The organism is Mycobacterium sp. NGS66, assembly GCF_059812225.1.
The window spans coordinates 80,249-93,194 of sequence record NZ_JCALCG010000016.1 but is presented as its reverse complement, the minus strand read 5'-3'; the positions used below and the strand labels follow the sequence as shown (position 1 = coordinate 93,194).

General features: G+C 64.2%; 12 protein-coding genes and 2 tRNA genes. 5 read left to right on the top strand and 9 right to left on the bottom strand.

The window, feature by feature from the left end; genetic code table 11:
- Nucleotides 1-22: 22 nt before the first annotated feature.
- Both AC5Y2L_RS24230 and AC5Y2L_RS24225 read right to left on the bottom strand, forming a co-directional pair.
- Nucleotides 23-685: an aminodeoxychorismate/anthranilate synthase component II gene (locus AC5Y2L_RS24230; protein ID WP_499938231.1), complete on the bottom strand. Its 663-nt coding sequence runs from the start codon at nt 683-685 to the stop codon at nt 23-25.
- A 15-nt stretch (nt 686-700) separates the two neighbouring features.
- Nucleotides 701-1,453, bottom strand: coding sequence for a DUF881 domain-containing protein (locus tag AC5Y2L_RS24225; protein ID WP_499938229.1), 753 nt, complete (start codon nt 1,451-1,453; stop codon nt 701-703).
- A gap of 147 nt (nt 1,454-1,600) precedes the next feature.
- Here AC5Y2L_RS24225 and crgA point away from each other — a divergent pair, with 147 nt between their 5' ends.
- Nucleotides 1,601-1,882, top strand: coding sequence for a cell division protein CrgA (gene crgA / locus AC5Y2L_RS24220; protein WP_499938227.1), 282 nt, complete (start codon nt 1,601-1,603; stop codon nt 1,880-1,882).
- A gap of 155 nt (nt 1,883-2,037) precedes the next feature.
- Nucleotides 2,038-2,451, top strand: a complete 414-nt coding sequence (locus AC5Y2L_RS24215; protein WP_499938226.1) for a PH domain-containing protein — start codon at nt 2,038-2,040, stop codon at nt 2,449-2,451.
- Nucleotides 2,452-2,537: 86 nt separating this feature from the next.
- On the opposite strand, the gene AC5Y2L_RS24210 is transcribed toward AC5Y2L_RS24215, so the two are convergent.
- Nucleotides 2,538-3,086, bottom strand: a complete 549-nt coding sequence (locus AC5Y2L_RS24210; protein ID WP_499938364.1) for a peptidylprolyl isomerase — start codon at nt 3,084-3,086, stop codon at nt 2,538-2,540.
- A 139-nt stretch (nt 3,087-3,225) separates the two neighbouring features.
- Here AC5Y2L_RS24210 and cwsA point away from each other — a divergent pair, with 139 nt between their 5' ends.
- The 3 genes from cwsA to AC5Y2L_RS24195 all read left to right on the top strand — a co-directional run bounded on the left by cwsA (nt 3,226) and on the right by AC5Y2L_RS24195 (nt 5,471).
- Entirely contained in the window at nt 3,226-3,651 is a 426-nt protein-coding gene (gene cwsA / locus AC5Y2L_RS24205; RefSeq protein ID WP_499938224.1) for a cell wall synthesis protein CwsA, read from the top strand.
- A 327-nt stretch (nt 3,652-3,978) separates the two neighbouring features.
- Complete coding sequence (locus tag AC5Y2L_RS24200; RefSeq protein WP_499938222.1) at nt 3,979-4,278, top strand: PE family protein; 300 nt, start codon at nt 3,979-3,981, stop codon at nt 4,276-4,278.
- A gap of 17 nt (nt 4,279-4,295) precedes the next feature.
- Nucleotides 4,296-5,471, top strand: coding sequence for a PPE family protein (locus tag AC5Y2L_RS24195; RefSeq protein WP_499938220.1), 1,176 nt, complete (start codon nt 4,296-4,298; stop codon nt 5,469-5,471).
- A gap of 227 nt (nt 5,472-5,698) precedes the next feature.
- Here AC5Y2L_RS24195 and AC5Y2L_RS24190 read toward each other — a convergent pair.
- The 6 genes from AC5Y2L_RS24190 to gyrB all read right to left on the bottom strand — a co-directional run bounded on the left by AC5Y2L_RS24190 (nt 5,699) and on the right by gyrB (nt 12,858).
- A tRNA-Ala gene (locus AC5Y2L_RS24190) sits at nt 5,699-5,771 on the bottom strand.
- Complete coding sequence (locus tag AC5Y2L_RS24185) at nt 5,762-5,890, bottom strand: hypothetical protein (RefSeq protein WP_499938218.1); 129 nt, start codon at nt 5,888-5,890, stop codon at nt 5,762-5,764. The genes AC5Y2L_RS24190 and AC5Y2L_RS24185 overlap by 10 nt, the downstream gene beginning before the upstream one ends.
- 26 nt (nt 5,891-5,916) lie before the next feature.
- Nucleotides 5,917-5,990: transfer RNA gene (locus AC5Y2L_RS24180), tRNA-Ile, on the bottom strand.
- A gap of 63 nt (nt 5,991-6,053) precedes the next feature.
- Nucleotides 6,054-6,962 carry a DUF3566 domain-containing protein gene (locus tag AC5Y2L_RS24175; RefSeq protein ID WP_499938216.1) on the bottom strand — a complete coding sequence of 303 codons (909 nt, stop codon included), beginning with the start codon at nt 6,960-6,962 and terminating at the stop codon, nt 6,054-6,056.
- 65 nt (nt 6,963-7,027) lie between these two features.
- Nucleotides 7,028-10,813, bottom strand: a complete 3,786-nt coding sequence (gyrA, locus tag AC5Y2L_RS24170; RefSeq protein WP_499938215.1) for an intein-containing DNA gyrase subunit A — start codon at nt 10,811-10,813, stop codon at nt 7,028-7,030.
- An 11-nt stretch (nt 10,814-10,824) separates the two neighbouring features.
- Entirely contained in the window at nt 10,825-12,858 is a 2,034-nt protein-coding gene (gene gyrB / locus AC5Y2L_RS24165) for a DNA topoisomerase (ATP-hydrolyzing) subunit B (RefSeq protein WP_499938363.1), read from the bottom strand.
- Nucleotides 12,859-12,946 lie beyond the last annotated feature (88 nt).

Sequence of the window (12,946 nt, the reverse complement as noted above, 5' to 3'; positions counted from 1 at the left end):
GGCGGGTCGCCACCATCAGGTGCTAGCTGGCGGTGGAAGTTGGCAGGTGTGGCCGCACCGCGGCGCGCACGTCGTTTTCCAGCCGTCGAACAAGAGTGTCGTCTCGCGTCCATCCGCAAAACCCGAGCCAGTTGGCCAGCATCCGGTGACCACCCTCGGTCAAGATCGACTCGGGATGGAATTGCACGCCGTGAATCGGAAGTTCAGCATGCTGCACACCCATGATCACCCCGCTGCGGGTACGCGCCGTCACCTCGAGCACCGCCGGCAATGATTCCGGCAGGATGGTCAGCGAGTGGTACCGAGTTGCCGTGAACGGGTCCGGAAGTCCTTGCAACACACCGACATTCGTATGGAACACCTGGCTGGTCTTGCCGTGCAGCAACTCGGGGGCCCGGTCGACAGTGGCGCCGAACGCGACGCCGATGGCCTGGTGTCCCAGGCAGACTCCCAGCAGCGGGGTCCGCGTAGCAGCGCACGCACGCACCAGGCCGATCGACGCGCCGGCGCGTTCCGGCGTGCCCGGTCCCGGGCTGAGCAGGACGCCGTCGAACCGCTCGACGGTCTCGTCGGACAACCGGGCGTCGTCGTTGCGCCACACCTGGGCCTCGACGCCCAGCTGGCCAAGGTACTGCACCAGATTGAAGACGAAGCTGTCGTAGTTGTCGACGACCAGGATCTGCATCGTCCCAGGCTACCGTCAGTAGCCGATGGGGCCCGCGGGCCGGGCGAAGTGCATCCGGACCGGCTCCGTGCGCCCGACGATCTGCATGTCCGGCTTGACCTCCTCGCGGTAGCCGAGGCCGAACCGGACCACGTACTGCTTGTACACAGTCACCAGGGGAGCGGCGGCGAGGGCCGCCTGCATGGCGGAGGCATTGCCGATCGCGCTGATCGTGTAGGGCGGGCTGTAGGTGCGGCCGTTCAGCAAGAGCGTGTTCCCCACACAACGCGGCATCGAGGTGGCAATGATTCGCTGGTCCTGCATCTGGATCGCCTCGGCGCCCGCACTCCACAGGGCGTTGAGGACGGCCTCGATGTCTTGCTGATGTACCACCAGGTCGTCGGGAGACGCATCCCGTGGGAAGCGGCCGTTGGTGTCGCGCTGGGCATCGTCGAGGGTCACCGTCAGCCCCGGCCCGTGAACCGGGTTCATGCCGGCCTCCCCGGCCAGCTCGCTCGAGCGTCGCAGCATCGCCGCCAAGGCGGTATCCGAAGACCTGCCATGCGTCGTGTCGATCTTGCCGGCCAGCTCGTTGCGCTCGGCGTCCAGCCGGCTCACCGACGCCCGCGTCTCGCGCACCAGGTCGACCAGTCGCGGCGCGTCACTGCGACGGATTTCGGCGCCGCCGGACACCCCATGCGTGGCGGCCAGCAGCAAGCCGGCCAGCAGGCATACCAACGGCACGCCGAAACGCCAAGGTGAGCGACGCGCGTTCTGCGCATCCTTCATGGGCGCTCCGTTTCCTAATCGCGCTGCGAGGTGGGTTAGTCTCGTAGCCGAACTGAGCCGAGGCATGCACTCGTTATCGTTGCATCCTTCCCGCTCGCTGCGTTATCGAGGTTGTTGAGCCAGTCCCCGAGGTAGTTCGAGGTAATCATGCCCAAGTCGAAGGTCCGCAAGAAGAACGACTTCACCGTCAGCGCGGTGAGCCGCACACCGGTGAAAGTGAAGGTCGGGCCGTCCAGCGTGTGGTTCGTCGCATTGTTTGTCGGCCTCATGTTGATCGGCCTGGTCTGGTTGATGGTGTTCCAGCTGGCGGCAGTGGGCACCCAGGCTCCGGCCGCGCTGCACTGGATGGCAGAACTGGGGCCGTGGAACTACGCCATCGCGTTCGCTTTCATGATCACCGGATTGTTGCTCACGATGCGCTGGCACTGAGCCACCTTAGACACGTGATGAATTCATTTTGGTGCCACTGCTTTACTGAGCCAGCAACTTTCGCGTCATTCAATCACACGCGTGTGATTTATCCCCACTGTTGATAGCGCTTGTGGATAACCGCATCGGCAGTGGTGGGAGGGTGTAGAACCCGCATGCAGCAAACCCAATGGGAGCCGCCCGCGGCCGGAATCGCTGGTTGTGGCGTTGCGGGCATGGTGATGGCTACCCTCTGTGTGACCGTGGTCACAGACGCGCCAGGGCGCGTTATGGCGGGGATTGCCGCACTGGGTTTGATCTTGTTTGCGGGCTTCTCGTGGCGCGCGCGGCCAAAGCTGGCAATTACCGCCGACGGGCTGGCTGTGCGGGGGTGGTTTCGCACGCAGCTATTGTCCCGCTCCGCTATCAAGATCATCCGGATCATCGAGTTCCGCCGGTGGGGCCGCACGGTGCGGTTGCTCGAGATCGAGGACGCCGAGGGCAATCTGTTCGTGCTCTCCCGGTGGGACCTCGGCACCAACCCCTTGGACGTACTCGACGCCCTCACCGACGCTGGCTACGCCGGCTAGTCAGCCGGCCCGGCGAGCGTGCGTGTATGTACACCGACACGCCGGTTGCGGCGGCATTTTGCGCACCCTCGTCGCGGTGCTGCCCCTCAGGAGATCGTGACCGACTCGATGACGACCGGCTCGGTGGGGCGGTCGTTGCCGTCGGTGGGCGTCGTGGCGATTGCGTCCACCACCCGCTGCGACTCCGGGTCGGTCACCTCACCGAAGATCGTGTGACGCCGGTTCAGGTGCGGGGTTTGCCCGACGGTGATGAAGAACTGCGAGCCGTTGGTACCCGGACCCGCGTTGGCCATCGCCAGCAGGTAAGGCCTATCGAACTGCAACTCGGGGTGGAACTCGTCGGCGAACTTGTAGCCCGGGCCGCCGCGGCCCGTTCCGGTCGGATCTCCGCCCTGGATCATGAAACCCTTGATCACCCGGTGAAAGACCGCGCCATCGTAGAACGGACCGGACGGACCGCCCGATGCGTTCTGGGTCGAGTACTCCTTGGTCCCCTGCGCCAAGCCGACGAAGTTGGCGACGGTCTTGGGCGCGTGGTTGCCGAACAGGGCGATCCGGATGTCACCGCGGTTGGTGTGCAGCGTGGCGGTGGCGGTCTGATAAGGGCTGTTGGTCACGGGATGACAGTCTGCCACTACGCGGGTGCGCGGCGGCACCGGGTCTCGCCCGACGCGGCCTGCCCGCAATGAGCCCGAGAACCGCCCGATGATGGCAGTCTGTCTATCGGCGAAGCGACGGCCGACACCGAAAAGAACGAACACCGAAAGGCGGCAGATGAGCGCGAAGACGCAAGCGCGGTTAACCCCTCGGGAACGGCTGACCCGAGGGCTGACCTACTCGGCGGTCGGCCCGGTGGACGTCACGCGAGGGGTCGCCGGGATGGGGCTGCAGTCCGCGCAAGCGGCGACGTCCGCACTGCGCCGGCGCTACCAGGAAGGCCGGCTGGCCCGGGAACTCGCGGCCGTCCAGGATTCGCTTGCTCAGGAACTGGCCGCCGCCCAGGAAGTGGTCACCAGTCTGCCGCAGGCGTTCCAGGAGGCGCGCCGGTCGCGCCGCCACCGCAGGCGACCGTGGGTGATCGCCGGGGCCGCCGCCGCGACGCTGGCCGTCGGCGCCGTCACGTTCAGCATCGTGCGGCGGTCGATGCGCCCGGAGCCGTCGCCCCTTCCGCCGAGCGTGGACGTCCAGCCGCGACCCTGAGCGGTCGGGGCTCGACGTATGCCCCATACATAATTTCCGGGCGCAACATTCCCATTGTCGGAGTTGAACCACCGGTTAACTCTGGTCAAACTCATATAATCTTATTGAGCGATTTCCATTTGCCCTGCTGATCAGTGCAAATTGTATTTGCAAACTCATACTTACAAATACGACGGCGCTAATTTTGTAAAAACCATTTTGCTCACTCTGAATCTTTGCCAATCTCGCTGGTCAGCGACGATTCCGGCGGATTTTGCGCGCTGAATGTGTTACCCGGCGACGCATATCTTTCCCTGACAACGACGGCTAGTTGAAAGGGACGCTCGTATGTCTTTCGTAGTTTCACAACCAGACAAGCTGGCGGCCGCGGCCAGCAATCTTCAGGAGATCGGCGCCGCATTCAACGCCGGCAATGCGGCCGCCGCCGGCCCGACCACCGGTGTTGTTCCTGCCGCCGCCGACGAAGTCTCGGCGCTGACGGCCGCGCAGTTCGCTCTTCATGCCCAGCGCTACCAGGCGCTGAGCGCTCAGGCGACCGCCATTCACCACGTGTTGGTGGCGACGCTGTCGGCTAGCGCGGCCTCTTACGCGGAAACCGAAGCCGCGAACGCGGCCGCGGCGGGCTGAGCGGCTAGGAGGCGATGGTGGACTACGGACTGTTGCCACCGGAAATCAATTCCGGGCGAATGTACACCGGCCCTGGGGCCGGTTCACTAGTGGCGGCCGCGGCCGGCTGGGGTGAGCTCGCCGCTGATCTGCACTCGACCGCCGCGGGGTTTGAGTCGGTGATTTCCTCTATGACCAGCGGTCCCTGGCTCGGTCCGTCGTCGGCAGCGCTGGTAGCGGCCGCGACTCCACATGTGGCGTGGCTGCAAACCAGTGCGGCGGAGGCCGAACTCGCCTCCAGCCAGGCGGCGGCTGCCGCGACCGCCCACGAGACGGCGTTCGCGGCGACGGTGCCTCCGCCGGTGATCGCTGCCAACCGCGCGCTGCTGGCGGCATTGGTGGCGACGAACTTCCTGGGACAAAACACTCCGGCGATCGCCGCTGCCGAAGCGGAGTATTTCGAGTTTTGGGCCCAGGACGCGGCGGCGATGTATGCCTATGCGAGTTCCTCGCTGGCGGCGTCCCGGTTGACCGATTTCCAGCAGCCGCCGGAAGTGGCCAATTCGTCCGGGGTGGCACGCCAAGCTGCGGCGGTCTCTACAGCGCAGACCACCAATACTCCCCTCCAGACGGCGCTGCAACAATTCGAGGCGCAATTGGACGCCCTGAACGTTACCCAGCTGACCAAGGCGATCACCGGCGCGGACATCGACAAGTTCCTGACGACTTACACCCCGTTGGCCGACATGGCTTCGCTGTACAGCAAATACGTCGTGCCGTACGTGTCCACCGCACAGTCGATGATTCAGTCGACGCAGGCCTTTGGACAGGTGAGCAACGGAATCACGGCCATGAGCACCTTCGGGAAGGCTCTGGCTCCGGCGGCCAAGGCGGTCGAGGGCGTGGCGCAGGCGGCGGGATCGGCCGCAACGCACGTCGCCGCGAACACCGGGAGTGTGGCGGCGGGAGTGGGGAGAGCACTTCCGCTGGGCGGGTTGTCGGTGCCACCGAGCTGGGCCCCGGTTAACGCGGTGACCAATCCAGGGGCCGCGGCCCTGATCAGTAACACCACGTCGGTGCCAGCGGCCGCCGAAGGTATGGGCGGCCTGCCGATGGCTCCATTGGGGCCGATGGGCCAAACCCGCTACGGGCGCATCCTTCCCACCTACGGCTTCAAACCCTCGGTGATGGCACGCCCGCCGGCGGCCGGCTGATCGGGGACCACGCAATCTGGCGTTGACTCTGCGGTGACGGCGCAGCCCACTCGCACTCTTGCGCCGCAGCCGCAGAGTCAGCGTCAAAAGGTGTGCCGTGTGTCATCCTTTGCGGGCGCGGACTAGACCATATGTGAGCCGGTCCGCTGTTGACTCTGCGCTGAGGGTGCACGCCACTCGCACTTTTGCGCCGTAGATGCAGAGTCAACGGAAAAATTGGCCAAGAGTGGAGCCTAGGGGAATCGAACCCCTGACACCTGCCTTGCAAAGGCAGTGCTCTACCAACTGAGCTAAGGCCCCTCGTTGCCACGGTCCTCGGGCGAATCGGTCACCGCCACGTGCCACACCTCGACGTCACGACGGGATCGCACCACCGCCGCCACCACAGCGAGCGCTGCCAGTGGCAATGCGAGCTTCACACAACGTCTTGACGGGCACATGGTTGTGGGCCTAGGAGGACTCGAACCTCCGACCTCTTCGTTATCAGCGAAGCGCTCTAACCGCCTGAGCTATAGGCCCGTACGCGGGTACGGCCGAGCGACGAGATTACCGCAATCGCCTCCACTCCCAAAAGCTGCTCGACTAATCGAGGTCGGCGAGGGTCACTTCGATGCCGCCGATCAAGTCGGTAGCCAAGTTGTAGATGAACGCGCCGATCGTCGCCATCGCGGTCAGCAGCACGATGTTGACCAAGCCGATCAGAACCGCGCCGCCGAAGATCGTGCCGCTGGAGACCAGTTCACCGGCGCTGCCGCTGGTGTTGTTCAGCAAGTCGCCGACGTTGCTGTTGAGCTTGGCCCACACGCCCATGCCGCCGAGCACCAGGTAGAGGAATGCGACAGCGATCATCCACACGAAGAACAGCGCCACCGAGAGCAACAGCGACACCTTCAGCGTGCTCCACGGATCGATCCGGCGGATCTGCATGCTGGCCCGCACCGGTCCCCGGGCCCGCCGCGATACGTGCACCCGGCCTTCGCGCTTTTCACGTGCCTCCCGGGCTTCACGCGCCTCCCGGGCCTCGCGAGCCTCCCGGCTTTCGGTGGCCTGCGTGCGGCCACCAACAGAAGTAGTGGACGTCTCCGAAGCGCGTTCGGGTACCGGTTTACGCTGCGGCGGCCGCGGTAACGGCCCCGACAGATCCGGCAACTCGCTGGCGTATGCCTCGGCCGGCGGTCCGTCACCGCGCGCCGGGGCCGCGTCGAACTCCTGGGTTTCGTTCCTCGCGTGCGCCGACGGGCCGGCCGAGGTGCCGGATATGAAGCGGTTCAGCCGTGCGTCGATGCCGCTCGTCGGGTTCGACGGTTTGGGCTCAGCCGGTGCCTCCGACGCCGACCGGCTAGCGCGGGTGGCCCCCCGTTGCCATGGCGGCGAGTCCCCGGCGTCCGGGCTGCGGCCGGGCGCGGCCCGGTGCGTACCGGTGCGTTCGACCCCATCGCCATTCGAGTTATCGCCCTTATTGGGGGAGCCCGACTCGTTCGGTGAGTTCACCCCGACTCCTAACCTGTGTACCCAGGCCGGCCTGGGCAGTGCAGTCGCATTATTCCTAGCCGGGCTCAGGCCCGACCACCCGACTCCTCCGCACCGTCGGTTTGCCCGCCATTCTCGTCGCCGCTTTCTTCGGCGTTGCGTGCGATGGCTAACAGTGTGTCGCCCTCGCCCAAGTTCATCAAGCGAACACCTTTGGTCTGCCGCCCTGCCTTGCGGACCTGGCGAGCCGCGGTCCGGATGACGCCGCCCCCGGAGGTGATGGCGTACAGCTCGCTGTCGTCGTCGACAATCAACGCCCCAACCAGCCTGCCACGCCGACGGTCGTACATCACAGTCAGCACACCCTTGCCGCCGCGGCCCTGTACCGGGTACTCCTCGATCGCGGTCCGTTTGGCGTACCCGCCCGACGTCGCGACCAGCAGGTATGTGCCCTCGCGGACGACATTCAGCGACAGCAGCCGGTCGTCGGCGTTGAAGCGCATGCCCTGCACACCGGAGGTGGCCCGGCCCATCGGCCGCAATGCCTCGTCGGTCGCCGAGAACCTGATGGACTGGCCGTTTGCCGAAACCAGCAGCAGGTCGTCGTCTGAGGAGCACAGCACCGCGCCGACCAACTCATCGCTGTCGCGCAGGTTGATCGCCACAATCCCGCCCGAGCGGTTGGAGTCGAAGTCGGTCAGCTTGGACTTCTTGACCAGACCGTTGGCGGTGGCCAGCACCAGATAAGGGGCGTCCTCATAGCTCTTGATCTGGATGACCTGCGCGATGCGCTCTTCCGGCTGGAAGGCCAGCAGGTTGGCGACGTGCTGACCACGCGCGGTGCGCGCGGCCTCCGGTAGCTCATAGGCCTTGGCTCGGTACACCCGGCCCTGGGTGGTGAAGAACAGAATCCAGTCATGTGTCGAGCACACGAAGAAGTGCCGCACAATGTCGTCCTGCTTGAGCCCAGCGCCCTGCACACCCTTCCCGCCGCGCTTCTGACTGCGATACAGGTCGGTCTTGGTGCGTTTGGCGTATCCGGTTTCGGTGATGGTGACGACGACGTCCTCGCGGGCAATCAGATCCTCGTCGCTGACATCGCCGTCGGCGGCGACGATCCGGGTACGACGGTCGTCGCCGTGCTTTTCGACGATCTCGCCCAGTTCGTCGCGCACGATGGCACGCTGCCGTTCGGGCTTGGCCAGAATGTCTTCCAGATCGGCGATCTCGGCTTCGATCTTGGCCAGGTCGTCGATGATGCGCTGCCGCTCCAGCGCGGCCAAGCGCCGCAGCTGCATGTCCAGGATGGCCTGCGCCTGGATCTCATCGATGTCGAGCAGCTCGATCAGGCCTTGTCGGGCGATGTCGACGGTCTCCGACGCCCGGATGAGCGCGATGACTTCGTCCAGCGCGTCCAGAGCCTTGACCAGTCCGCGCAGAATGTGGGCCCGCTCGTTGGCTTTTCGCAGGCGGTAGGTGGTGCGCCGGACGATGACGTCGAGTTGGTGCTCGACGTAGTGGCGGATCAGCTGATCCAGCCGTAGCGTGCGCGGCACGCCGTCGACGATGGACAGCATGTTGGCGCCGAAGCTGGTTTGCAGCTGGGTGTGCTTGTAGAGGTTGTTGAGCACCACCTTAGCCACGGCATCGCGTTTGAGCTCGATGACGATGCGCAACCCGACCCGGTCGCTGGACTGGTCCTCGATGTTGGAGATGCCGGCCAGTTTGCCGTCGCGAACCTGCTCGGCGATCGAGGTGATGAAATTGTCGTGGTTCACCTGATACGGCAGCTCGGTGATGACCAGCGACGTCCGGCTACGCGAATCTTCTTCTACCTCAACGACTCCGCGCATCCGGATTGAGCCGCGGCCCGTCGTGTAGGCGTCCGCGATGCCTTGCGAGCCGACGATCAAGCCAGACGTGGGGAAGTCGGGTCCTTTGACCCGTTTCATGACGGCGGCCAAGGTGGTTTCTTCGTCGGCGTCGTGGTTTTCCAAGCACCAGAACACCGCGTCGGCGAGCTCGCGCAGATTGTGCGGCGGGATGTTGGTGGCCATGCCGACCGCGATGCCGCCGGAGCCGTTGGCCAGCAGGTTGGGGAACCGGCTCGGCAGTACCGTCGGCTCAAGCACCCGGCCGTCGTAGTTAGGAATGAAATCGACTGTCTCCTCGTCGATTTCGCGCAGCATCTCCATGGCCAGCGGGGTAAGTCGCGCCTCGGTGTTGTGGCTGACGAAGCCGTTGGTCAGGAAGGCGTGGTCATCGGTGTCGACGCGCAGGCTGTACACCGGTTGCACGCCCGCATCGGTGATCGAGGCGACTTTGGCGTAGTAAAAACGGCCATCGGTGAGGTCGGTCGCGATCGCGCGGACATCGGGATCTGCGATGCGCGACAGGATCTCGGCGCCGCGGGTTCGCCATCGGGATAGCCGATCGATGTTGTGGCGGTTCAGCCAATCCTTGTCGACCCAGCGACTGCCACAGTGCTTGCGGATGAACTTCGCGAGGCCGGGCACATGATCGGTGTCCATACCGGCGCAGGGTGGCATCGACGCGAGGATTCCGGTCAGCTTGGTTTGCTTGGCGCCGCCGAAACCAATTTGTGTTGCGAACAATTCGGCCTGGGCGCGGTTGGTGATCACGACCTTGTATTCGCCGACAGCGTGGCGGTAGCGGCGTGAAATTACGCCGAACTCCAGCAGCATCAGTTGGACGTCTTTGGCAAGCCGCTCGCTGATCGTATTGTAGGAGATCTGAATCGTATTGCGCGGCAACGCGGAGCACGACCCATCGCCCTCGAACAACGCTTGGAGAAACACGCGCTTGACGGCGGCGGGGGAGTGCCATAGCCACTCCGGGACCGACTTGTCTGCTGACCGCTGCCCCATCATGTCCCAAAGGCGGCTCTGCTTCAGCGCGGTTATGTTGTAAACGTGGAGCTTTTGCATCAGAGAGCCTGACGCATTCTTCGTCTGGTAGATGCAGCGTTTGCCTCCTACGACGGCGTCATAGGCACCGGCCACCATGGCGAAGTAGTCCCGATCGCAATTGGCGAAGCCGGCATACCGTTCGAGAATGAAACCCTCGCTGATGAAGGCTCCCAAGAGCAGCGCTTCCATCACGTCGTGCCAGTCGGCCGGTCCGAATTCCATCGGGGGAGTGCGCTGGAGAACTACATGGTCGTCGGGGCGGATTTCCTCGATCAGTTTCCACAGCAGCGTCGGTACACCGCCAACGTCGACGAGGCACAGTAGTGGATGGTTCGCCGTACCGGTGACCTCATAGCCCTCAGCGGTGCGCACCGTGTAGGTCTGGTGCTCGCCGGAATGGAACAGTCGGTCGGCTAAAACTGGGTTGCCATGCCGATCGAGGACCTTCAGCTCGACGGTGTTGTCCGAGTTTGAGATGGCGCCAGGAACGACATCGCCGATCCGCATGGATTGCCCAAATGGCAAGCGCACCAATGCATCTCCAGATGTACAGTAGCGCATGGCGGCCGGAGGATCATTACCTGGTGAGCCGAAGTTGCCTTGCCCGTCGACCAAGGGATACCGCAGCGACCACGGCTGCGCCATGCGCACCAAAGTGTCGTAGATCGACGCGTCGCCGTGCGGGTGGTAATTACCCATCGTTTCGGCCACCGAGCGCGCCGACTTGGCGTGGCTGCGATCCGGGCGGAACCCGGAGTCGAACATTGCGTAAAGAACCCGGCGGTGCACCGGTTTCAGGCCGTCACGCACCTCAGGCAGAGCACGGCCCACGATTACGCTCATCGCGTAGTCGATGTAGCTGCGCTGCATCTCTTGCTGGATGTCGACGGGCTCGATCCGGTCGCCGGCCTCGTCGCCCGGCGGCAGCGTGGTGTCTGTCATCTATTCCTCGTTTAAACGTCCAGGAAGCGAACGTCTTTGGCGTTGCGAGTAATGAAACTGCGGCGGGCGTCGACGTCCTCGCCCATCAGAATGGAGAACAACTCGTCGGCGGCCGCGGCATCGTCCAGCGTGACCTGACGCAGCACGCGTACGGTCGGGTCCATCGTGGTTTCCCACAACTCCTTGGCGTCCATTTCGCCAAGACCCTTGTAGCGCTGGATGCCGTCGTCCTTATTGATCTTCTTGCCGGCCTTCTGTCCCGCCTCGAGCAGGCCGTCGCGCTCGCGGTCGGAGTAGGCGAACTCGGGCTCGCTGCGCTGCCACTTCAACTTGTACAGCGGCGGCTGCGCCAGGAACACGTGCCCGTTCTCGATCAGCGGGCGCATGAAGCGAAACAGCAAGGTCAGCAACAAAGTTGAGATGTGCTGCCCGTCGACATCGGCGTCAGCCATCAGCACGATCTTGTGGTAGCGCAACTTGCTGATGTCGAACTCGTCGTGAATCCCGGTGCCCAACGCGGTGATAATGGCCTGGACTTCGGTGTTCTTCAGCACCCGGTCGATGCGGGCCTTTTCGACGTTGATGATCTTGCCGCGCAACGGAAGAATCGCCTGGAACATCGAGTCGCGGCCGCTCTTCGCCGAGCCGCCGGCCGAGTCGCCTTCCACCACATACAATTCCGACTTTCGGGGGTCGGTGGAGCGGCAGTCTGCCAGCTTGCCCGGCAGGCCACCGAGATCGGTAGCGCTCTTGCGGCGCACCAACTCTCGGGCCTTGCGCGCGGCTATGCGGGCCTGCGCGGACGAAACCGCCTTGTTCACCACGGTTTTGGCTTCGGTGGGGTTGGCTTCGAACCAGTGTGTCAGCTGCTCGTTGCACACCTTCTGCACGAACGACTTGACCTCGGTGTTGCCCAGCTTGGTCTTGGTCTGGCCCTCGAACTGTGGCTCACTGACCTTCACCGAGATCACCGCGGCCAATCCCTCCCGGATGTCGTCGCCGGTCAGGTTGGGGTCTTTGTCCTTGAGCAACTTCTTGTCTTTGGCGTACTTGTTCACCACCGACGTGAGCGCGCTGCGGAACCCCTCTTCGTGGGTACCACCCTCATGGGTGTTGATGGTGTTGGCGAAGGTGTGCACCGACTCGGAATAGCCGCCGTTCCACTGCATCGCGATCTCGACTTCGTGGCCGTCACCTTTTCCTTCGAAAGCGATGACGCTCTGCTGGATCGGGCTCTTGGTCCGGTTGATGTGCTTGACGAAATCGATCAGACCGCCGGGGTAGTGGAAAGTGCGGTGCTTGACCTTGTGCGGCGCAGTCGATTCGGCGGCTTTTTCCTCCGCGGACTTGGGCGCTTCGGCGGTATCGCTGACGACCTCTTCGACGACCTCGTCCTGCTCCACGCGTTCGTCAGTCAGATTGATCGTCAGACCCTTGTTGAGGAACGCCATCTCCTGGAGTCGACGGGCGACGGTCTCGAAGTCGTACTCGATGGTCTCGAAGATGTCCGGGTCGGCCCAGAATCGGATCGTGGTCCCGGTCTTCTTGGTCGCCTCGCCCTGTTTGAGCGTTCCCGGCACCGCGTGGTCGTAGTACTGCGACCACTCATGCCCGTCGCGCTTGATATCGACTTCCAGGCGGGTCGACAGCGCGTTGACTACGGATACACCGACCCCGTGCAAACCACCGCTGACGTTGTAGCCGCTGTTCTCCCCGCCGAATTTGCCGCCGGCGTGCAGCTGGGTCATCACCACGTCGACGGTCGGGGCGCCGGTGGCGTGCATGGCGACTGGGATGCCGCGTCCGTTGTCGGTGACCTCGACACCGCCATCGTCGAGCAGACGCACGTCGACCTGGGTGGCATAACCGGCCATCGCCTCGTCCACCGAGTTGTCGACGACCTCCCAGATCAGGTGGTGCAAACCACGTTCGCCGGTGGACCCGATGTACATCCCCGGGCGTTTGCGGACAGCCTCCAGACCTTCGAGGACGGTGATCTGTTCAGCGCCGTAATTGGCTTGGGGCTTCTTCCTTTGGGCAGCCACGGTCGGAATGCTCTCCTTGGGGTTGCATGCGAGCGGTTCAGTCACCGCAGCGGTCGCATCCGTCCACTCTACCGTGAGGCACCGTCAG

What these genes read in the sequence shown, in the direction of transcription:
- AC5Y2L_RS24230 (WP_499938231.1), bottom strand. Translation starts at nt 685, where the DNA reads ATGCAGATCCTGGTCGTCGACAACTACGACAGCTTCGTCTTCAATCTG.
- AC5Y2L_RS24225 (WP_499938229.1), bottom strand. Translation starts at nt 1,453, where the DNA reads ATGAAGGATGCGCAGAACGCGCGTCGCTCACCTTGGCGTTTCGGCGTG.
- crgA (WP_499938227.1), top strand. Translation starts at nt 1,601, where the DNA reads ATGCCCAAGTCGAAGGTCCGCAAGAAGAACGACTTCACCGTCAGCGCG.
- AC5Y2L_RS24215 (WP_499938226.1), top strand. Translation starts at nt 2,038, where the DNA reads ATGCAGCAAACCCAATGGGAGCCGCCCGCGGCCGGAATCGCTGGTTGT.
- cwsA (WP_499938224.1), top strand. Translation starts at nt 3,226, where the DNA reads ATGAGCGCGAAGACGCAAGCGCGGTTAACCCCTCGGGAACGGCTGACC.
- AC5Y2L_RS24200 (WP_499938222.1), top strand. Translation starts at nt 3,979, where the DNA reads ATGTCTTTCGTAGTTTCACAACCAGACAAGCTGGCGGCCGCGGCCAGC.
- gyrA (WP_499938215.1), bottom strand. Translation starts at nt 10,813, where the DNA reads ATGACAGACACCACGCTGCCGCCGGGCGACGAGGCCGGCGACCGGATC.